Here is a 22,006-nt window from a genome sequence, read left to right on the forward strand (position 1 = left end):
ATTTTATTTGACCTCATCCATCGCAATCAAATTATTTAAAATGGCATAAACGGTTAAGCCTGATACGGATTTGATGCCCAATTTTTGGGTGATATTTTTCCGATGTGTCACCACAGTATGAATACTGATAAAAAGTTTATCGGCGATTTCTTTATTGGTAAGCCCCAAAGCAATATGCTTTAAGATATTCTTTTCACGTGCACTGATAGGCTCATCCGATCTCTCAACTTTCTGTTTTCTGTCCAGTTCATCTTTCACCCCCTCTAAACAAGCCAATATTTTGCTTTGTCCATCATTATAGTGCAGCAAAGCATCCTCATCATATTTCCCTTCATCTCCTTTTTTATTGGAAATAATCACCAGCTTACATGCCTTTAATTTGGCACAACATTTCTTAATCAACTCCGTATTTCCTTCAAAAAGATCTGGGTTAAGAATCAGTATATTGGGTTTGAGGGTGCTTAAGCTTTCAAACAAACCTTCAGCCTTATCCATCTTCTGAACAACTTGATTATCTCCAAGATTCTTAAGGACAGCCTCCAGGCCTTTTTGAATCAGATATGAAGCTTCTGCAACGACAATTGTAATATTATTCATAGCTTCAGGTTAAATCATTTCAGTAATCGTCTTTTCCATCGAAATCATCTTGGGAACAAGAACTTTATCCTCAATTCGGGAATGGTAATTCAAATCTTGTTCCAACATAAAAAGTAACTGAATGATTTTATGATACAAACTTGTATTCAAAGGAGGCGTCAGGTATTTTATCATGATGGTTTTCAAATCCATTAGCTTTTCCTCCACATCATCATGTGCATCCTGATATTTGGAAATAGAAAAAGAATCATAAATTTTCCTGTTCTGATCAGAAATATACCCCTTTGCACAAATATCTTCAACAGCCAAAACATAAGGGAATACGACTTCCTCCTCGTGTAAAATATGCTCGGTTAATTCATTTTTATAGCCCTCAAAGAAATTTCGAATTAGTAAAATATATTTCTCATCTTCGGCTTCGGCATGCTGCAAAGACTCTATCAAATCCTCAATTTCAGAAAGCTTTTCGTTCAAATAGCTCGAGTGAGTCATTTTTAAATAAGCAACAATGTCTTTTGAAGGTATCGATTGTAATTCCTCTTTGGGAAAATAATCTTTATCGTGATAGGTATTAACCAATTGCAAAAAGAAATTCAAATCAACATCTGTTTCTTCACAAATCTCTTTTACAGTTTTATCTCCAAAACCCAAGTTGATTCCAAAACGATAAATCACAGGAATCAACATGTAATTCATTTGAATGACATCCGCCATTTTCATATCCTTAGTAATGCGCATATGATGTTTTTTAATTGTTTGATAATTTAAATTACACATTATTCTGTAGATAGCAAGACGAGAGCTCAAAAACAGATCTAAAAGTCTGAATAGAGCTCTCGTGTATAAATAGAAAAACTGAAATCGAATGAAGTATTAACACTAAAAAAGAAATATTATGGCAAAAGATTTCTTGATCTTCATTGGATCTCAGCTTTCTTGGCTTTGTTTTGTTATGACAAAAATAGTCGCACAGAAATGATGCTGCAATACCAATATGTTGGTATTTATATAAATAATGCATAAAAAAACGTGTATTCATTCCCATTAGGAATAAACACACGTTTTGCATCGTATTGAATAACAGGATATCTTACCTGTATCAATATTATTTTTTTCTTACAAAGATCTGAATCGGTACACCCGTAAAATCCCAGTTATCACGAATCTGATTCTCGAGATAACGTCTGTATGAATCTCGAATATACTGAGGCAAGTTACAGTAAAATGCAAAACTTGGTGCAAATGTTGGTAACTGAGCAACATACTTAATCTGAATAAATTTCCCTTTTACTGCAGGTGGTCTAAAGTTCTCAATAGCCTTAAGCATCACCCTATTCAATTCTGATGTTTTAATCTTACGAACACGGTTCTCATACACAGTGATAGCAGATTCCAAAACTTTGATCAAACGAACTTTCTCAACCGCCGAAGTAAAGATAATAGGTACATCATTGAAAGGTGCCAAACGCTTACGAATCTCGGCCTCGAACTCTTTCATAGTATTGGTTTCTTTGGTCAAAAGATCCCACTTATTTACCATCACAACACAGCCCTTACGGTTCTTAATTATTAAGTCGTAAATAGACAAATCCTGAGCTTCAACCCCACGCGTTGCATCCAAAATCAGAACACAAACATCAGCACTTTCAATCGTACGAATTGAACGCATCACTGAATAGAACTCTAAATCTTCATTTACCTTTGGTTTCTTACGAACACCAGCCGTATCAACCATGATAAAATCATGTCCGAATCCCTGGAAACGTGTATGAATTGAATCACGAGTCGTACCCGCAATATCGGTTACAATGTTTCGATCAACACCCAATAAAGCATTTACAGTTGAAGATTTACCTACATTAGGTCGACCAACAAAAGCTATACGAGGCAGATCCATATCCTCTTCTTTCGGCTTCTCGATAAAATCAGCAACAACAGCATCAAGCATATCACCCGTTCCCGATCCATTAACCGATGAAATTGGATAAATCACATCACCAATTCCCAGTGAATAAAATTCATTGGCGGCATAAATCAAGTCGTTGTTATCAGCCTTGTTCGCTACAACATAAACTTTTTTCTTAGAGCGGCGAAGAATCTTAGCGACAGCCTCATCAAAATCTGTGATACCGTGCTGAACATCCAATACAAACAAAATTGCATCAGACTCGTCAATAGCCAACATCACTTGCTTACGAATCTCATCTTCAAAGATATCATCTGAATTCACTGAGAATCCACCTGTATCGATCAATGAAAACTCAGTTCCATTCCAATCAGCCTTACCATAATTTCTATCACGAGTCACACCCGATGTTTCATTCACAATCGCCTTACGTGTTCCTGTCAAACGATTAAAAAGTGTCGATTTTCCAACATTTGGACGACCTACAATTGCAACTATATTGCCCATTTCTTAGTTATTTATCATTCTTGTTTCCACAGAGAATTCAAGAATTTTCATTCAAATTTATCTGAGCGAATACGTCGTCTCTCATAGACTGTTCTATCACTCATCTCCTAAAGGATACTTATATTTAATTCTCTTATTGCTGGTAACCAAAGCCCTTAAGCTGAGAATCTTTACTTCTCCAATCTTTAGCAACCTTTACATAGAGTTGTAAGAAAACTTTCTTACCAAAAAATGCTTCAATATCTTTTCGGGCATCAGTTCCTACTTTTTTCAAAGCAGCACCTTTATGCCCAATAATAATTCCCTTCTGCGAAGTTCTCTCAACATTTATAACAGCCATAATCCTTATGATCTTTGGCTCTTCCTTATATTCCTCAACCTCAACCTCAACACTGTAAGGTACTTCCTTATCGTAATTTATCAGGACTTTCTCTCGAATAATTTCTGTTACAAAAAAACGAGAAGGTAAGTCTGTCACTTCATCCTTTGCGAAATAAGGAGGTCCTTCAGGAAGCAATTCCAGAATACGGTTGAATAAATTTTCCACATTGAAATTTTCCTTAGCGGACATGGGGAAAATCTCTGCCTGAGGAATTTTCTCTTTCCATCGATCGTATAGCTTAAGCAACTTAGCTTGATCTGTCAGATCAATTTTATTCAGAATCAACAAAACAGGAACAGTAGCACCTTGTACTTTCTTTAAAAAGTCTTCATTTTTGTCAATCGTTTCAACCACATCAGTCACATACAGAATAATATCCGCATCAACCAAAGCTGAAGTTGAATACTTCATCATCGACTCCTGAAGCTTATAATTCGGTTTTAATACACCGGGTGTATCTGAATATACAATCTGGAAATCATCTCCATTTACAATCCCTTTGATTCTGTGGCGGGTAGTTTGCGATTTCGACGTAATAATCGAAATACGTTCTCCAACCAAATTATTCATTAGGGTTGATTTACCAACATTGGGATTTCCAATGATATTTACAAAACCTGATTTATGAGGTACTTTTTCTGTCATATCGTGATTATGAGGTTTCGTTATTTTGAAATTTGGTTTATTGTTTTTCATAAACAACAATAAACCAAAATCTTACAGCCAAAATCACGAAACATTTTGAATTTGCAAATATAAGCTATTTTGTTGGAATGAAAGAACAAGTCTTTGATTTAATTGTGTTTGACATGCGACCTTTATCAAATATAAATTGATTGAAAGATTTGAATATCAAAAAGCACCCTCGAACCTAATCAAGAGTGCTTTTATATTCTTTTATAAAGGCACAGACTTACCTTATAAAAAGATATGAATAAATTCTTTTAAAAAGCCGCAGTTTCAGCAGGAGTTTCAAAAGTAAAAGTACCTGCATCAGTTATTTCTCCTACTACAACCTCAACATTCTCCTTAGCAACTTCTCCCAAGCCGCTTTCAAGAGTTGGGATAACTACAACCTTATAAGTATCTGCTTCTAAAGCACGAATTAAAAACTCTCCTGCTTCATTTGGATAAGTTGAAATACTATCGGTTCCAACAATAGCATAAACAGTACATTCTGTTTCTACAGGATCAATAACACCTTTGATAGCACCTGTCATCGCTTCCATTTTAGCTCTAATAACCGGCTTTAAGTTATATTTCCCGGAATTACCCGCTTTAACGATAGATTTAGCTGCATCAAAATCCAAAACTAAATTATAAGTAACTCCAGCTACAATTTGTGAATGGATTTTAATCTTAAGGCCACTCTGCATTGCTGAAGGCGTATCCAAATCCAGCTCTTCACCATTTACCCCAAGCTTATTGTTCGCTCCTAACACCAATCTCACTTCTTGTAATTCGCCTTCAGGCAATTCAATCTCACCAAGTAAAGCTTCTTCTCCATTGGTCAATTTCAATAAATCATAAACCTTCTTTTCAACATTTTCAAGTGACTGCCATTCGCCTGTATTCACCTTAACATCAAGCACATCAACTAAAACAGACTCGTAATCAGCAGGAGCATCCACCAGGCTCACTTTGATCTTAGCCATTTTACTATCATCATTATCGCAAGATGAAAGTATCAAACCTGCCATCAAGCAGTAGCCAACCATTCGAAATAATTTTCTCATATCCTTATATTTTTTAAGTGTATCTGAAGCAAGTATACAACATTTCACTGTTTTTAACAAACTCAATACGCCAACCAAATCAAACATAATCAGCGTGTTGCAATCTGCAGATCTTAAAATCACTCCAATTATTCGAAACACTACAATAGCTCTAAAATGGTGTTTGTTAACACAATATAAAACATGTATTCATCATATCAATTTTATATCGTATAATTTTAATCCGCGCTCCACGTAAGCAAAGCTAACATAAGCGCTTTTTAAAAAAAATAAATTTTATTTGTTTTTTCTCTCAAATCATGAATAATTATTCGTTCGTAATAGAAAATTATACTTTTATCAAAACATTATTTAGTATCTATTAAAATAAGAAGCTACCTAAAGCACAAAAAAAGCACCCCCGAACCTAATCGAGAGTGCTTTTTACTATATATTCTGAAACTTATTTTTTCATCAATTCAGCATAGTGCTTATAGAATAATGGAATGGTATTGATTCCATTAAAGAATTGTTCCAATGGGAAGTTCTCGTTTGGAGAGTGAATTGCGTCAGACTCAAGACCAAATCCCATCAATACAGATTTAATACCTAAAATCTCTTCGAAACTAGAGATAATTGGAATAGACCCTCCTGAACGAACAGGTACAGGACGCTTACCGTAAACCTCGGTATAAGCCTTATCTGCTGCCTGATAAGCAGGAATATCAATCGGACAAACATAGCCTTGACCACCATGAAGAGGCGTCACCTCAACTTTTACGCAGTCAGGAGCAATGGCCTCAAAATGATCTTTGAAAAGAACTGAAATTTTCTCCCAATTCTGATTAGGAACCAAACGCGTAGAGATTTTAGCATAAGCTTTTGAAGGCAATACCGTTTTAGCACCTTCGCCTATGTAACCACCCCAAATACCGCACACGTCAAATGATGGACGAATTCCTGTATGTTCAGAAGGCGTATAACCTTTTTCACCAGCCAATTCTTTCACATCAATGGCTTTCTTATATTCTTCTACATCAAATGGCGCTTCAGCCATCATAGCACGCTCTTCTTTGCTTACTTCAATCACATCATCGTAGAATCCAGGAATGGTAATATGTCCATTCTCGTCAACCATTTCTGTGATCATCTTAGCCAATACATTGATTGGGTTGGCCACAGCTCCACCAAACAATCCTGAGTGAAGATCGCGATTAGGACCGGTTACTTCAACTTCCCAATACATCAAACCACGAAGTCCTGTAGTAATAGATGGCTTATCAGGAGCAATCATTCCTGTATCTGAAACCAAAATAATATCAGCCTTCAACATGTCTTTATGCTCTTCGCAGAACTTAGGCAAATTAGGTGAACCTACTTCTTCTTCACCTTCAATCATAAACTTTACATTACAAGGTAGATTATTAGTCTTAACCATGTATTCGAAAGCTTTAGCATGCATGAAAGCTTGTCCTTTATCATCATCAGCACCACGTGCCCAGATCTTTCCGTTTTTCACAACTGGCTCGAAAGGATTTGTATCCCATAATTCAATAGGATCTACCGGCATCACATCCATATGTCCGTAAACCAAAACGGTTGGTAGAGCAGGATCAATCATCTTCTCACCATAAGTCACCGGGTTGCCTTCAGTTTCAAAAACTTCAGCTTTATCAGCTCCGGCATCTAACATCAGTTGCTTCCAATATTCAGCAGCCTTATACATTTCCGGTTTGTTTGCTTCAATCGAACTGATCGATGGAATACGAATCAAACCAAATAATTCATCCAGAAATCTATCTTTATTCTCGTCAATATAGCCTTTAATGTTGTCCATGTAAATATGTGTTTAAATTGAGTTTAAATTTTAGAGTGGTAAATATACAAATCCCATTTTCAATTAACAATCAGGCTGTGAGTTTTAACAATTATCAACTATCAAATAAATTTTCAAAAAAAACTGACTCTATATCTATAAAACAAAATAGTTTAGATTCGCTAATTCACAAACCTTCATTATCAATCTTATAGCTTAACTTTAAGATATCTCTGATTGCATCATATTCTATTTTCTATACATATTCCACTCAATATTACATGAGTACATTCACAAACAAAAAACTCTTTTATCACTGATATAAAAACAAGAATCAACACTCATATTAATAAAACTTAATGAATAAATATAACACAAAAAATAAATCACTCACCCGGCTCTATATTAACACTTAACATTGGTGTACAAAAAACATAATACGGCGAATTTTTATTTTACAAAAAATATATATAAATTTATAATCTAACTAAACCATGGAATAATTATGAAAAAAACACTGTTCGTTTATTTAATACTCGTAGTAATATTGTTGTCTTGCAATAAAATGCGAAATGAAGATCATCTAAATGATGAATCCATAAAAATAAGCCATAATGAAGAAAATAACCAAATCTCATATATTGCTAATGTAGAAAACAATATACTTAACATGAATATGACTATTGAAAATAGATCAAAATCATTTTTTTTTAATGAATCTTTGAAAATAGATCCCTCAAATGAAAATCTCATTGCTGATATCATCACAGAGAATGCGATCAAACTTTCTGAAAAATATTCTTTACAAACAATTGATAAATTATCATACTTAGTAATGAGAACGATTAATTCCGAACTTAATTCAATGTCTAAAGTTGACATTAATAAGATCGAAAATCAGGGGTTAATTATGTACTACTCGCTGTTAAAAACAACTAAACGAAAAATTACATCGAGTTTTAAAAGTTCGAAAAATACACTCCCACTTATTTCAACAGTATCTCAAGGTTTTTTGCTAAACAAAACATCATTTATATTTAATGAAGATATTGATATTAATGTGCCAAATTTCATCAAATTTATAAATAACAACCCTAATTTTTCATCTGAAGTTGGAGAACGTATACTTAGTGATGTTTTAGGATGTTTTGATGAAGAAAAAATCACACTTCAAGATTTAATGAACAAAATAGAACTTACAGCTATGGAAGAGAATAGTAGAACTAAATCATGGTGGCCAAGTGGAAGTGCGCATGGTTGCTGTGGAAACTATAGTGGTCCTTGCTATTATGGACATCCCATATGTTATATTCATGATGTAATGTGTATAACATGTACCCCTAGATGGTTCTGTTTTAGTGGCTGTGTACCTGACGCACAATTACAAGAAACAATTGAAATCTCAGAACTACAAGATAATAAGGTCAGTGATGCAATATTTCAGTTCTAAAACATGACTATGAATAAAATAAATAATGATTTTATAATATTTCGATTAAGTATTCTCTGTGTGGTTTATTTCACTCTATTATTTCTAAATAGCTATGTATTTAATTATAATGCTGCAATAATTGGCGTATTTCAGGAATTATTGACCATCCCCTTTTTACTGGGAACACTAATTCTTTTAGTCATTTCAGCGAGATCCGTTTATATAAAGACGTTTACCTTTAAAAACATTTCAAGCTGGTCTTTTATTATCTTAACGATTCTCTCAATTATTATTTTTGGAAGTTTCTTCATCAGTTAATAATTCGATTATCAAATAAAAACAAAATAGCCGTAAACCGGATATTAATCCAACTTACGGCTATTCATATTTTTAATCCAACGAAAAATTTATCGTCTTATCTGATATATTTCTTCTAAATTTTCGGCTGCGTATTCCAACTCTTTATACCAGTCTTCGCCGTACTTACGAATCAGAGGATCTTTTAAGAATTTATAAACGGGTGTTCCCATCTTAAATCCAAGCTCACGCGCTGGTGCACAAATATTCCATTTGTTATAGTTTACAGCATCAAACTCAGGATATTTTTGAATTCGAATAGGGTAAAGTGAACACGAAATTGGCTTACGATAGCTGATCTTACCATCCAGAAAAGCTTTTTCGATACCACACAAAGCTAATCCATTTTCAAAAACGGTGTAGACACATTCTTTATCGTTAATAATAGGTGTAACCAAATCACCATCAGCATCAACAACGGAAGTTCCTTGCTTCTCGATTTCTTCTATTCCTTTTTCAGTCAGGTATTCTTTTATCACAGGATAAATTTCATCAAGAATCGCTTTTTCATCCTCTTCCAAAGGTGCTCCTGAATCTCCTTCAACACAGCATGCCCCTTTGCATTTTCCAAAATCGCAAATAAATTTCTTCTCAATCACATCGAGACTTACTATGGCATTTCCTATCTGTAACACGTTATTAAATATTTAAAGTTTAAGACTCAAATTCTTAGATGAGTCACTTTGTTTAAACAGGCTCACATCCTAAAGGAAGAATCCGTACTATCGGCAAAGATAATACGGATTCTTGTATTTTTATAAAGATCTGAATTTTTAGACATAAAGCCTGAGCCTGATTTTGAGATATACAGATTCTCAGGCCTCACATCTAATATCCTAAAATTATTTTACGATTAACGACTTACCTGTCATCTCAACAGGCTGCTCAAGTCCCATAATATCGATAATTGTTGGAGCCACATCAGCCAAAATACCATTCTCCAATTTCTTTGGATTTTCTGTCACCCAAATACATGGAACCGGATTTAGTGAGTGAGCTGTGTTTGGTGATCCATCAGGATTTACAGCGTAATCAGCATTCCCATGATCGGCAATAATAATCACATCGTAATCATTTGCCTTAGCAGCCTCAACCACTTGTTTAACGCAAGCATCAACCGCTTGAACCGCTTTTGAGATTGCTTCGTAAACGCCGGTATGTCCAACCATATCGCCATTGGCAAAATTCAAACACACAAAATCAGCTGACTGCGCATTCAATTCGGCAGTAATTTTATCGGCAACTTCAGGAGCAGACATTTCCGGTTGTAAATCGTAGGTCGCAACCTTTGGTGAAGCTGTTAACAAACGGGTTTCACCTTCGAATTCAGCCTCACGACCACCTGAGAAAAAGAACGTTACGTGAGCAAACTTCTCTGTTTCAGCAATACGAATCTGTTTTTTGCCAGCCTTAGATACCACTTCACCCAGTGTATTCTGTACATTCTCTTTATCGTAAATAACATGTACGCCTTTGAAATTGGCATTGTAGCAAGTCATAGTGTACCACTCAACATTCATGGTATGCATACCAAACTCAGCTTTGTTCTCTTGTGAGAAAACAGTTGTCATCTGACGTAAACGGTCGGTACGGTAATTGAAACAAATCACCACATCGCCCTCTTCTATTGTTGTCAAAGGCTTACCCTCAGCATCCACAGCTACAATTGGCTTGATAAATTCATCCGTTACACCTTCGGCATAAGAAGCTTCAACCGCAGCAATCATATCATTTGCAGGTTGACCTTCAGCCTTGGTATATAAATCGTAAGCCAATTTAATTCGCTCCCAGTTATTATCACGATCCATACCATAATAACGACCAACCAATGAAGCCAATTTAGCAGAGCCTTCAATCTCGCCAATAAAATCTTTCACAAATTCTAATCCCGATTTTGGATCTGTGTCACGACCATCTGTCAGACCGTGTACAAAAACATCTTCCAATCCAAAAGCCTTAGCCGCTTTACAAACAGCAACAGCATGTGAACTTAAAGAGTGTACACCTCCATCACCTAGCAAACCGATAAGATGAAGTTTTGTATTATTTTTCTTAGCAGTAGAAAAGGCCTTAATCAACTGCTCGTTATCTTTAAGTGTATTGTTTTTTACAGCAAGATTAATCTTCACTAAATCTTGATATACCACACGTCCGGCACCAATGTTTAGATGCCCCACTTCTGAGTTCCCCATCTGACCTTCAGGCAAACCAACAAAATTTCCTGCTGCCTGCAACTGAGAGTTTGGGTACTGTGCTAACAAACTATCAATGTATGGTGTTTCAACTGTTGAAATAACATCCGAGTTGGATTTATCCCCTATTCCCCATCCGTCAAGGATCATCAATAAAGCTTTCTTATTATCAGCCATTTGTCGTATTTTGATTATTCTGTATTTGTATATTCTTCTTGCAAAACTACCTTAATAATCTCAATAATAAAAGAACTTATTATCTTGAATACCTTTATTTTACACCGAAAACGTTTGCTTAAATAAAATAAATACAACTTGAAAATATGATTGATTCAAATTAGCTCTCTTTAGTCATTTCTTGCCAAATCTCATTTTGTCAACTCACAAACAGAATAATAAGACGAAGCCAAAATTTCTTTTTCCCATACAATCTTCTACTATAGAAATATTAACTTTATCGGGCAAAAAATATATTTTAACTCAAAATTCCCCATATGTTTAAGTTTAATAAGACCTGGCTATTTGTTTTAATACTCCTTTTTACTTTCACAGCATGTAATAAAGATGATAATAACGACGATAAAAAAAGTAATAAAACGATCGTTGAAGTTATTGATGATATCATGGGAGAATGGTATTTGTGGAACGATGAACTTCCAAACCTGGATGCCAGCAACTACACGGATTTGAATAAGTATTTCGATGATCTTTTAGTCTCACAGGACAGATGGAGTTTTATCGCAAATCTGGATGTTCTTTTAGCCTATTTTGCCAATGGAACCTATAAAGGCTATGGCTTCGACCTCAAATTCGAAGAGGGGCAGAATGTGCCTCGGATAAGTCTGGTATACGATGAATCGGATCTTTATGCTGAAGGAATTACCCGTTCCTGGAAATTGGTCGAAATTAACAGTCAAGCAACTAATGAGATGTCCGAAGATCAAATCAAAGAAATGCTCTCAAATGAGCAGGTAGATTTAGTTTTCGAAAACAACTCCGGCGAACAAAAAACGTTGAGTCTATCGAAAAAAGAGATGAATCAGAACACGGTGATTAAACGAAGCATGATTCCTAATCAGACGAAAAAAGTGGCTTATCTTGTGTTCGACAGCTTTTTAGATAGTTCAGAAGCCGAATTAAACGAAGCATTTGAGTATTTTAAAAGCGAAGGTGCTGAAGAATTGGTTCTCGATTTACGCTACAATGGAGGGGGGAGTACCGATATTGCCAATCAATTGGCTGCACTTATAACGGGTAATACACATAAAGGTGAAGTCTTTTCAAAATACATTTTCAATGAGTCTAAAAGTTCGGTAAATTCTTCTGAGCCATTTTCAGATCAAACCTCAGCATATGGCTTTAATCGAATCTTTGTAATCACCACTTCAGGAACCGCATCTGCCAGCGAATTGGTCATTAATTCACTGAAACCTTACATGGGAGAAGAAAATATCGTACTGATCGGAACCCAAACACACGGAAAACCTGTTGGCATGCGAGTTTTCGAAGTACCTGAATTCAACTTAGCGGTTCTACCTATTACCTTTCATGTTACTGATAAAGATGATCAGGGGTATTATTTTAATGGAATCAATGTTGATTATGAAATTGAAGATGATATCACACATGACTGGGGTGATGTTGATGAAACAAACCTAAAAGCAGCACTGAATTATATCAATAACAATACATTCCCCGCAGTGACTGCCAGAGCTAAAACAGGACATAAACGCGAATTTGTACGCAAAGGCTTAGACGAATTGATCAGTGCATTCTAATCAGTACGATCCAATTTATACAATAGAATTAAGAGGTAGCCTGAATGGTTACCTCTTTCATTTTGTTATATAACAAGTACCATAGGAACAAAAAAGCCCTACCTTTGCACTCCAATATTATCATTTCGAATATAATAAGATTCATTTCGATGGAAACTAAAAAGTTAACACAATTCAGTCCGGGAGCCGGTTGTGGATGTAAAATATCGCCAAAAGATTTAGAAGTTATCTTAAAGTCGAGTGCGCCTCATATAAAAGATCCAAATTTATTGGTTGGTAACGATAGCAAAGATGACGCTGCCGTTTTCGATTTGGGAAACGGGACAGCTATCATTAGCACCACCGATTTTTTTACGCCAATTGTTGATGATCCATACGATTTTGGACGAATAGCAGCAACCAACGCCATCAGCGATGTGTACGCCATGGGGGGCAAACCAATTATGGCTCTTGCTATTTTAGCCTGGCCTTTGGATAAATTGCCAACCGAACTGGCTCAACAGGTTATTGAAGGTGCTCGCGATGTTTGCGCTGATGCCGGCATTCAATTGGCAGGTGGTCATTCTATCGATATTTCAGATCCTGTTTTTGGCTTATCTGTAAATGGTATTGTCTCAACCAATAGAGTCAAGCAAAATAATACAGCAACTCCAAACTGCAGTCTTTTCCTGACTAAGCCACTTGGAATAGGTGTGTTTACAACAGCTGAGAAAAAGAAACTGATCGCTCACGAAAACAATCAAACCGTAGTTGATTTAATGTGTCGCTTAAATAAAGTTGGACAAGTTTTCGGTGAGCTGGATTATGTAAAGTCGATGACCGATGTAACCGGTTTTGGTCTTTTAGGTCACCTAAGCGAAATTTGCGAAGGCTCGAATGTTAATGCCACAATTAATTTCCAGGCTGTTCCAAAAATGGAAGGTGTAGAAGCACTGATTGAACAGGGATCAACTCCTGGAGGAACACGCCGAAACTGGGCATCATATGGCCATTTAATCGGTGAAATTACGGAATTGCAAAAATCACTATTGTGCGATCCTCAAACCAGTGGCGGATTACTTGTTGCTGTTGAAAATGAGCACATTGCTGCATTTAAAGAAGTCGCGAAAGCAGAAGGTTTCAATCTGGAATCAATAGGAGAGCTTTCTGAGCGCAAAAATGACAATGAAGCCTATATCAATATAAAATAAGCTAAAATTATATGAACAATTCCAACACTTTAGTTCAGATCAATAAAAATGGAATGGGTACCGGCAATGAGGAATTAGGCCTGATCTTAATTTCAAACTACCTGAAACTTTCTTTAACGAACGGACAATTACCTAAAATTATCACATTTTATAATGCAGGTGTTCAATTAACCTGTACAGGTTCTCCGGTGCTTGATACATTAAAAGAAATGGAAGAAGCAGGCGTAAAAATGATTATCTGCAAAACCTGCCTGAATTTTTATAAACTAATAGATAAGGTAGAAGTTGGTATACAAGGAACCATGCAGGATATTATTACTCTGCAAGCTGATGCCTCTAAAGTAATTAATCTTTAGGTCCACAAACTCATTATAAATGAATAAGCCCATCTGATTGAATCGGATGGGCTTAATTTCTATCTAAATCTTAAATCTAGTAATGAGTTAAGATATTAATCTCTTTTTGAGTTAAGAATCTGAATTTTCCTCGTGGTAAATTCTTCTTGGTCAGTCCGGCAAAATAAACACGGTCAAGTTTCTCAACCTTATAACCTAAATGTTCAAAAATACGACGAACAATTCTATTTTTACCCGAGTGAATCTCGATACCCACTTGAGACTTATCCTTAGGATCAACATAGCTAATTTCATCGGCCTGAATAAAACCATCTTCAAGCTCTAAACCATCAACAACCTTAAGCAATTCTTCTCTGGTAATATTACGATCCAGATGAACGTGATAAATTTTCTTTCTCTCGTAGCTAGGATGTGTCAGTTTTTTAGTCAGATTACCATCATTGGTAAATAACAGAACCCCCGTAGTATCTCTATCCAATCTTCCAACCGGATAAATACGCTCTTCGCAGGCATCACCAATCAAATCCATTACGGTTTTTCTACCTGTTGGATCATCCAGTGTTGTTACAAAGTCCTTAGGCTTATTCATCAAAAGGTAAACCTTAGCCTCAGCCATCAAACGCACCCCGTCTAAACGAACATCATCATCCATGCTTACCTTAGTTCCCACTTCGGTAACCGTAATACCATTCACCATGATTTGTCCGTCAGCAATCAGTTTATCAGCCTCGCGACGCGAGCAAACACCTGAATTAGCAATAAACTTATTCAAACGCATCATTCCATCAGCCGGGCCATTCAAGCGGTTATATTCCAATTGTTTCTTCTTGGAATATTTACTCTTAACCTGAAATCCTTCTTCGCCCTCAGCTCTGTCTTCGAACTTTTCGAAAGTTCTTTCCGGGCGGTTAGCTTTGTCTCTGTGTTGAAATCTCTTTCTATCCTTATAGCTTCTTTCTGTCCCCTTATGTGAAAATTCTTCTTTTTCTTCGCGAACAACAGATTTTCCAACACGCAAACCAGAAGGACGTTTTTCCTCTCTTTGAGTTGTTGGTTTATTTTTACCTCTATAAGGTTTTTTATTTTTCTTATGTGCAGACTCAAGTCTGTCCGATGTTCTTGGTGATCTGTTTTCTCTAGCCTCACCAGAAACTGAACGACCAGCTCTATCAGAATTTTTATTAGAAAATTCAGTCCCTTCACCATCTCTTCTATCAGATGAGTTTGAAGTTCTCTTGAATCTTGACTCAGAAGAACGAGGTTCATCATTTCTCTTGGAACGGAAAGACTGCTTTCCTCTTTGCTTATTTCCGTATTTCTTATCTTCCATTATTTTAACAACTTTTCGTTATTATTCAGCCTACAAAGTTATCAAATATCAGCAAATATCTACTCAATATCAATGAAAAAGGATAAACAAGGATAAAGTAGAAATAAGGATAAAGAAAAAAGATAATCAATTCATACAAATTGTATTTCAGGAAAGCCTATCACAAAGAAGTAGAAAAAAATGGAAAGTAATAAAATTGATAATCTGCTTCCATTCTTATGTTTTCAATCTAATAGTTTATTATTTTTACATGATTTTCGAAAAAAAATCAGGAGAAGGTTTTACACTTACAAACTTCTCCATCCAAAATTGTAACTCAAAAAATATAAAATATGGCATTAATTAAATCGATATCCGGAATTAGAGGGACCATTGGTGGGCAAGTTGGCGACGGATTAAGTCCTCTGGACATTGTAAAATTTACAGCAGCCTATGGCACTTGGGCAATTAGACGTCACAAAGGTCAGCGTGTAAAAATTGTTGTGGGGCGCGATGCTCGTATCTCGGGTGAAATGGTTGATCGAATTGTAGTCGGTACGCTAATGGGATTAGGTATTGATGTGGTTGAAATTGGATTAGCAACAACACCAACTACCGAAATTGCTGTAACTGGGGAACAAGCTCATGGAGGAATTATCCTGACAGCAAGTCACAACCCCAAACAATGGAATGCCCTAAAATTACTAAATGAAAAAGGGGAATTTCTTAACGATGAAGATGGTAAATTGGTTTTATCAATTGCAGACAGAGAAGATTTCCTTTTTGCAGAAGTTGACGATTTGGGACAAGTAACTCATATTAATGATTATAACGAAAGACATATTCAGGAAGTACTAAACCTGAAACTCGTTGATGTCGAAGCCATCAAAAAAGCAAATTTCTCTGTTGCTATCGATGCTGTAAATTCGGTTGGTGGCGTTGTACTCCCACAACTTTTAAAAGCTTTGGGTGTAGAAAATATCATTGAGCTTTATTGTGAGCCTAATGGTCATTTCCCACACAATCCGGAACCTCTTCCTGAGCATCTGACTGAAATTGCCAATGTAATGAAAGCTGGTAAAGCTGATGTGGGTTTTGTAGTCGATCCTGATGTCGATCGTTTGGCAATGGTTTGTGAAGATGGCAGTATGTTTGGTGAAGAATATACACTTGTAGCAGTAGCAGATTATATTTTAGCAAACACACCTGGAAACACCGTATCCAATATGTCATCGACTCGAGCTTTGGCTGATGTAACAAATGCTCATAATGGTGAATACACAGCGTCTGCCGTAGGTGAAGTAAATGTTGTAACCGAAATGAAAGCTAAGAATGCCATTATTGGTGGCGAAGGTAACGGCGGTATTATCTACCCAGAATCGCATTACGGACGTGATGCACTGGTTGGAATCGCATTATTCCTAACTCACTTGGCAAAAAAAGGGAAGAAAGTATCGGAACTTCGCGCTGAGTACCCAAGCTACTTCATCTCAAAAAACAAAATTCAATTAACTCCTGAAATTGATGTTGACGCGGTTTTAGTAGCCATGAAAGAAAAATATAAAAATGAGAAAGTAAACGATATTGATGGTGTAAAAATCGACTTTGCTGAAGAGTGGGTGCATCTTCGTAAATCGAATACGGAACCTATCATTCGTATCTACTCTGAAAGTAAAGATGAAGCAAAAGCGAATGCTTTAGCTGAGAAAATCATCTCAGAAATTAAAGAGGTTATTTCCTAATAAAGAAAGTAAACTAAATAGTAAAAACCTGCTGTAGTATTATTACAGCAGGTTTTTAATTTTAGGGCAATTAGTCGTATCGACAACTAATCGCCCACTTTTCAACCACAAAACTTAAAATCATATTGTATTTATTTCTCGTTGATTAATCAAGATTAACAAACTGAATAGTATTAGAATTAAAGTTGGGAATACATAATATCTGTTTATCCTGTCTAATAAATATATCTGCAGGTCCATTGTGTCCTTCCGAAATTAAAACAGGGGAATTTTTAAATAATGGATCGAAACGATACACAGCATTGCTCCCCCACGAAGAGACATAAAGATTTCCAGCTTTATCTTTTGCTAAACCATCCAAATTATTCAATTGGGTAGTTAACAGATCATGTAAACTGGAATCAGTAAGGTTGAAGGATTGTATTTTAGCATTTTGCCCCCAATTACAAATAAGAATGGCATTGCTTTTCGAATCAAATAGCAGACCGTTCGGATTTTTAAGATTGCTTACCAAACTTGAATATTCACCTGTTTTAAGCGATATCTGAAAAATTACACCCGTATTGGTATCCGACACATAAAGATTTCCCTTATTATCAGTTGTGACATCGTTCATAAAAACTGCACCTTCTATCAAAACATTAAAAACTCTTTTGGCATTGGATAATAAAAAACCTTGAACAGATCTATTATTAACTGAAATCAATGTATCCCCAACAATCAATAATCCTTTGGGAGCATCTAAATCGGAAATTATGAAATTAGTCAGCTTATCATCTGAGTTTAATTGTACAATGGTATTTCCCCCCTTATTCGATATAAAATACCGATCAACCGCCTGATCGTATACAATACTTTCAGGATTATTATACGATTGCGACATGGAGATCCCACTTACCAGAAGGAAAAAACTAAGAATAAGGAAGTGTTTAGTCATAACAATTTATCTAATTGGGTTTGGTTAGTTAACATTAACAAGAGTATCTAAACTGGATTTACCCTATCTGTTATATCAAATTAATAGTCAAACAAATATACAATGAACTAGAAAAACAAAGGCTATAATACCCTGATTTAAAGAGTCGTTACACTTGGAATTTGAATTTATTATCCAGGCAGATCAATTTACAGTCAAGCTAAAAAAAAACTTTCAAAACCAAAACAAACAAAACGATCCAAATAACTACAAATAAAAACAGATATACCTATTCATCACCTGATACGTCTGTCGATTGCTACAATAGTATTATGTTTCTGATTCCATGCGAAATTACAAACGATTTAGATTTGAGAATACAGAGCCTGTTTTTATTTCAATTTCAAGGCCTTAGACTCTTTTTCCAAAACAAGTCGAAAAGCATTTTTTTTACTTGGATTTTTATTTACTTTTGGCGCAAATGAAGTTCTAAACAAAACTCAATTCTAGTGCTTGGATGCAAGTCATCGTTTAAGACGTTCTTAAACATTGAGAAGCGATCTGACTGCTATAAAAAACACATAACAAATGCCACAAATTTCGGATAAAGGACGCTTGATGCCAGAATCGCCAATTCGTAAATTGGTTCCTTATGCAGAAGCTGCAAGAGCTGCAGGTCGAACTGTATACCCTTTGAACATTGGTCAGCCAGACATTAAAACCCCTGAGGTTGCAATGGAAGCCATTAGAAATTGCACTGAAAAAGTGATTGAATATTCTCATTCAGCAGGTAATATTTCTTATCGCAAAAAATTGGCTAAGTATTACCAGAACATCGGAATTAATGTTGACGAAAACGAGATGTTGATTACAACAGGTGGTTCTGAAGCAATTACATTCGCAATGATGTCGTGTATGAACCCAGGTGATGAAATTATCATTCCTGAGCCATTCTATGCGAACTACAACGGTTTTGCTATTGCAGCGGGTGTTGTCGTTAAGCCAATCACATCAAGCATCGAGAACGATTTTGCTTTGCCTTCAATCGAAGAGTTTGAAAAAATAATGACACCTAAGACTAAAGGGATCGTTATTTGTAACCCTAATAATCCAACAGGATACCTTTACTCAAAAGAAGAATTAGATCAATTACGCGAGCTTGTTCTTAAGCATGATTTGTACTTGTTCTCTGATGAAGTATATCGTGAGTTCTGTTACGATGGCGAAGAACATTTCTCTGCGATGAACCTTGAAGGTTTAGAGCAAAATGTTGTTCTTATGGACTCAGTATCGAAACGTTACAGCGAATGTGGTGTACGTATTGGTGCATTAATCACTAAAAATAAAGACATTATCAGCACTGCAATGAAATTTGCTCAAGCTCGTTTATGTCCTCCAGCTTTTGGTCAAATTGCTGCTGAAGCATCTCTTGATACTCCAGCTGAATATTTCACCGAAGTTTATAACGAATACATCGATCGTCGTAACTTTACTGTAGAAGCCCTGAATAAGATGGAAGGCGTATATTGCCCAACACCTAAAGGTGCTTTCTATACTGTAGTAAAACTTCCGATTGATGATGCAGATAAGTTTGCACAGTGGATTCTTGAAGAGTTCGAATACAACAACCAGACTGTAATGGTTGCACCTGCTACGGGATTCTACGCAACACCTGGTTTAGGTAAAAACGAAGTTCGTGTTGCTTACGTTCTTAAAAAAGAAGAACTCGCTAAAGCAATGGAAACTTTGGCTGAAGCGCTTAAAGTTTACCCAGGAAGAACGATCTAAATAAAATATCGATTAAAAACAAAAGGCTGTTCCATTTGAACAGCCTTTTGTTTTTATATCAAATCACAGGCATCTACAGGCATCCAATGCTTATCCTTTCCATCCCATTTCACATTACATCCAATCGGATTTGTCAACGGTACAGAAATCGGTTTTCCGGCCAGGTACTCATCAATGGCTCTTTCCAAATCTCTAACCTGAACTTTAGATATATCTTTGGGGTTATCGACTGCACGCCCCGTATAAATCAATTTTCTTGCTTCATCAAAAAGATAAAAATGTGGCGTTCTTAAAGCTCCGTAAGCCTTCGCAATCTCTTGCGTTTCGTCGTGCAAATACACCCACGGGAAATCGTATTCCTCCATCCTATCGACCATATGATCGTAATCATCCTCCTGGTAAGTATTAGCAGAATTGGAATTGATAGCCACGAACTCAACCCCATGCGGAATGTATTTATCAGCTATTGCACGCGTATCTTCATCAGAACCGATCACATAAGGACAGTGATTACAAGTAAAAAAAACGACCAGCAATTTCGACGATTTAAAATCGGAAAGCTTGTATAAAATCCCGTCGGTTGCAGGCAATTTAAAATCTGGTGCTTTATCAGACAATTGTAAGGTAAATGCCATTTTCTTTAATTTTAGAATAAATAAGATTCAAGTTAAATATTATTCTTAAGGATTCTAAATTATGAGACTCAAATTTAAATAGCTTCCCAATATTTCTATTCATTTTCGGGATAAAGTAAATATTTCTGTCTTATCATCTTAAATTTATCAAGATTCCCCTGCCAGCTTTTTCGAATCTGATTTTCAGATTGTCCCTGAATAATCTGCTGACGTAATCCTTTAGTTCCAGCCAATTTTTCAAAAAATGTATTAAAAAATTGAGTTGAATCTTTCAATTCTGAATAGGCTTTCAAAAGAAAAGATAAATCCAACTGCTTTTTCAATCGAAAACTATCAATATTAATCGTCCTTAAATCTTCACCCTGGCAAACTCGACCTTTAAACTTTGGATTTTTACTCGCACCGGGAATACTTCTGGGTTTAAACTCAAATTTAGTCTTATTCATTTTCGGGTGTCCATAAATTTGGAAAGGATAATCGGTTCCCCGACCTGCACTCATAACGGTCCCTTCAAAAAAGCAGAGCGAAGGATAAAGTTGAATCGCTTGATAGTTTGGCAAATTTGGTGAAGGTTTTACAGGCAATTCATATCTCGAGTTTCTTGTCCAGTTTTCACAAGGGACAACAGTCAATTGACATTGGATTCCATTTTTCAACCACTTTTCACCATTTATCATCAAAGCATATTCTCCAATGGTCATTCCATAAACAATAGGCACAGAGTGCAAACCAACAAACGATTTACAGTCCGATTCCAGAACGGGTCCATCAATATAATGTGCATTCGGATTCGGTCGATCCAAAACTAATAAAGGAACTTGATTCTCAGCACAAGCCTCCATCACATAATGCAAGGTCGATAGATAGGTATAAAATCGTACCCCAACATCCTGCAAATCGAAAACAACCATATCGACACCTTTTAAATCGTCAGGATAAGGTTTTTTGTGTTTGCCATACAACGATACAATAGGCCGCTTTGTTTTCGGATCGATACCATCCATTACTTTTTCTCCAGCATCAACATTTCCTCTAAAGCCATGTTCGGGGCTAAAGATTTTTATCAAATTTATATTTTTTGACAAAAGAAAATCCACCAGATGATCACCTCCAACCAAAGAAGCCTGATTCGCAACAAGCGCAACCTTTTTACCTTTCAATATTGACTGATAAGTCGAAAAACATTCAGCTGCAGGCCTAATTTTATCGGCTTTATTCTGTGAGCAGGCCGTTTGTAAAATCAAAAAACATAAAATAAATGTTAAGAGTTTGGCTTTGTTTCGTAGCATTCTTCTAATTTTAGATTTAGTAAGTGTGAAATTACTATTTTTGTATCTAACACAATTAGCAATTAAATTATTATTAACACTTAAGGGTAGTTGATTTTT

The 22,006-nt window shown here is 35.9% G+C and carries 18 protein-coding genes; 6 read left to right on the forward strand and 12 right to left on the reverse strand.

All coding sequences use genetic code 11. The features are described 5' to 3' along the window. Nucleotides 1-3: 3 nt before the first annotated feature. From EO244_RS16065 to EO244_RS16090, 6 genes are all read right to left on the reverse strand, one after another. Nucleotides 4-597, reverse strand: coding sequence for a response regulator transcription factor (locus EO244_RS16065; RefSeq protein WP_129255708.1), 594 nt, complete (start codon nt 595-597; stop codon nt 4-6). Nucleotides 598-606: 9 nt separating this feature from the next. Next, nucleotides 607-1,335, reverse strand: coding sequence for a hypothetical protein (locus tag EO244_RS16070; RefSeq protein WP_129255709.1), 729 nt, complete (start codon nt 1,333-1,335; stop codon nt 607-609). Between the two features lie 367 nt (nt 1,336-1,702). Continuing rightward, on the reverse strand, nt 1,703-3,010 hold the full coding sequence (der, locus tag EO244_RS16075) for a ribosome biogenesis GTPase Der (protein ID WP_129255710.1): 1,308 nt from the start codon (nt 3,008-3,010) through the stop codon (nt 1,703-1,705). A 133-nt stretch (nt 3,011-3,143) separates the two neighbouring features. Beyond that, nucleotides 3,144-4,037, reverse strand: coding sequence for a GTPase Era (gene era / locus EO244_RS16080; RefSeq protein ID WP_129255711.1), 894 nt, complete (start codon nt 4,035-4,037; stop codon nt 3,144-3,146). A gap of 299 nt (nt 4,038-4,336) precedes the next feature. Further along, nucleotides 4,337-5,128 carry a DUF4382 domain-containing protein gene (locus EO244_RS16085; protein WP_164977524.1) on the reverse strand — a complete coding sequence of 264 codons (792 nt, stop codon included), beginning with the start codon at nt 5,126-5,128 and terminating at the stop codon, nt 4,337-4,339. 442 nt (nt 5,129-5,570) lie between these two features. Next, on the reverse strand, nt 5,571-6,944 hold the full coding sequence (locus tag EO244_RS16090; RefSeq protein ID WP_129255713.1) for a dipeptidase: 1,374 nt from the start codon (nt 6,942-6,944) through the stop codon (nt 5,571-5,573). Between the two features lie 484 nt (nt 6,945-7,428). On the opposite strand from EO244_RS16090, the gene EO244_RS16095 reads away from it, so the two are divergent. After that, the gene (locus tag EO244_RS16095) at nt 7,429-8,373 is read left to right on the forward strand and encodes a hypothetical protein (protein ID WP_129255714.1); all 945 of its coding nucleotides are present in this window, start codon (nt 7,429-7,431) and stop codon (nt 8,371-8,373) included. A 389-nt stretch (nt 8,374-8,762) separates the two neighbouring features. Here the strand turns inward: EO244_RS16095 and EO244_RS16100 are convergent, their stop codons facing one another. Together EO244_RS16100 and gpmI are read right to left on the reverse strand one after the other, a co-directional pair. Continuing rightward, the gene (locus EO244_RS16100) at nt 8,763-9,347 is read right to left on the reverse strand and encodes a DUF3109 family protein (protein ID WP_129255715.1); all 585 of its coding nucleotides are present in this window, start codon (nt 9,345-9,347) and stop codon (nt 8,763-8,765) included. A gap of 207 nt (nt 9,348-9,554) precedes the next feature. Beyond that, nucleotides 9,555-11,081, reverse strand: coding sequence for a 2,3-bisphosphoglycerate-independent phosphoglycerate mutase (gene gpmI, locus EO244_RS16105; RefSeq protein WP_129255716.1), 1,527 nt, complete (start codon nt 11,079-11,081; stop codon nt 9,555-9,557). A 317-nt stretch (nt 11,082-11,398) separates the two neighbouring features. Here gpmI and EO244_RS16110 point away from each other — a divergent pair, with 317 nt between their 5' ends. The 3 genes from EO244_RS16110 (at nt 11,399) to EO244_RS16120 (ending at nt 14,228) form a co-directional block, all read left to right on the forward strand. Continuing rightward, nucleotides 11,399-12,682, forward strand: a complete 1,284-nt coding sequence (locus tag EO244_RS16110; protein ID WP_129255717.1) for a S41 family peptidase — start codon at nt 11,399-11,401, stop codon at nt 12,680-12,682. 149 nt (nt 12,683-12,831) lie between these two features. Then, entirely contained in the window at nt 12,832-13,872 is a 1,041-nt protein-coding gene (gene selD, locus EO244_RS16115; RefSeq protein ID WP_129255718.1) for a selenide, water dikinase SelD, read from the forward strand. An 11-nt stretch (nt 13,873-13,883) separates the two neighbouring features. Then, on the forward strand, nt 13,884-14,228 hold the full coding sequence (locus EO244_RS16120; RefSeq protein ID WP_129255719.1) for a DsrE family protein: 345 nt from the start codon (nt 13,884-13,886) through the stop codon (nt 14,226-14,228). 76 nt (nt 14,229-14,304) lie between these two features. On the opposite strand, the gene EO244_RS17130 is transcribed toward EO244_RS16120, so the two are convergent. Continuing rightward, complete coding sequence (locus EO244_RS17130; protein WP_129255720.1) at nt 14,305-15,558, reverse strand: pseudouridine synthase; 1,254 nt, start codon at nt 15,556-15,558, stop codon at nt 14,305-14,307. A gap of 332 nt (nt 15,559-15,890) precedes the next feature. On the opposite strand from EO244_RS17130, the gene glmM reads away from it, so the two are divergent. Further along, nucleotides 15,891-17,279, forward strand: coding sequence for a phosphoglucosamine mutase (glmM, locus tag EO244_RS16130; protein ID WP_129255721.1), 1,389 nt, complete (start codon nt 15,891-15,893; stop codon nt 17,277-17,279). A gap of 145 nt (nt 17,280-17,424) precedes the next feature. Here the strand turns inward: glmM and EO244_RS16135 are convergent, their stop codons facing one another. After that, a complete protein-coding gene (locus tag EO244_RS16135; protein WP_129255722.1) occupies nt 17,425-18,216 on the reverse strand; it encodes an SMP-30/gluconolactonase/LRE family protein in 792 nt (263 codons plus the stop codon). 567 nt (nt 18,217-18,783) lie between these two features. Here EO244_RS16135 and EO244_RS16140 point away from each other — a divergent pair. Continuing rightward, on the forward strand, nt 18,784-19,983 hold the full coding sequence (locus EO244_RS16140) for a pyridoxal phosphate-dependent aminotransferase (RefSeq protein WP_129255723.1): 1,200 nt from the start codon (nt 18,784-18,786) through the stop codon (nt 19,981-19,983). 53 nt (nt 19,984-20,036) lie between these two features. Here the strand turns inward: EO244_RS16140 and EO244_RS16145 are convergent, their stop codons facing one another. Further along, nucleotides 20,037-20,618, reverse strand: coding sequence for a thioredoxin family protein (locus EO244_RS16145; RefSeq protein WP_129255724.1), 582 nt, complete (start codon nt 20,616-20,618; stop codon nt 20,037-20,039). A gap of 95 nt (nt 20,619-20,713) precedes the next feature. After that, on the reverse strand, nt 20,714-21,907 hold the full coding sequence (locus tag EO244_RS16150) for an exo-beta-N-acetylmuramidase NamZ family protein (protein WP_129255725.1): 1,194 nt from the start codon (nt 21,905-21,907) through the stop codon (nt 20,714-20,716). Nucleotides 21,908-22,006 lie beyond the last annotated feature (99 nt).

It is taken from the genome of Ancylomarina salipaludis (assembly GCF_004122035.1).
Classification (GTDB): Bacteria; Bacteroidota; Bacteroidia; order Bacteroidales; family Marinifilaceae; genus Ancylomarina; species Ancylomarina salipaludis.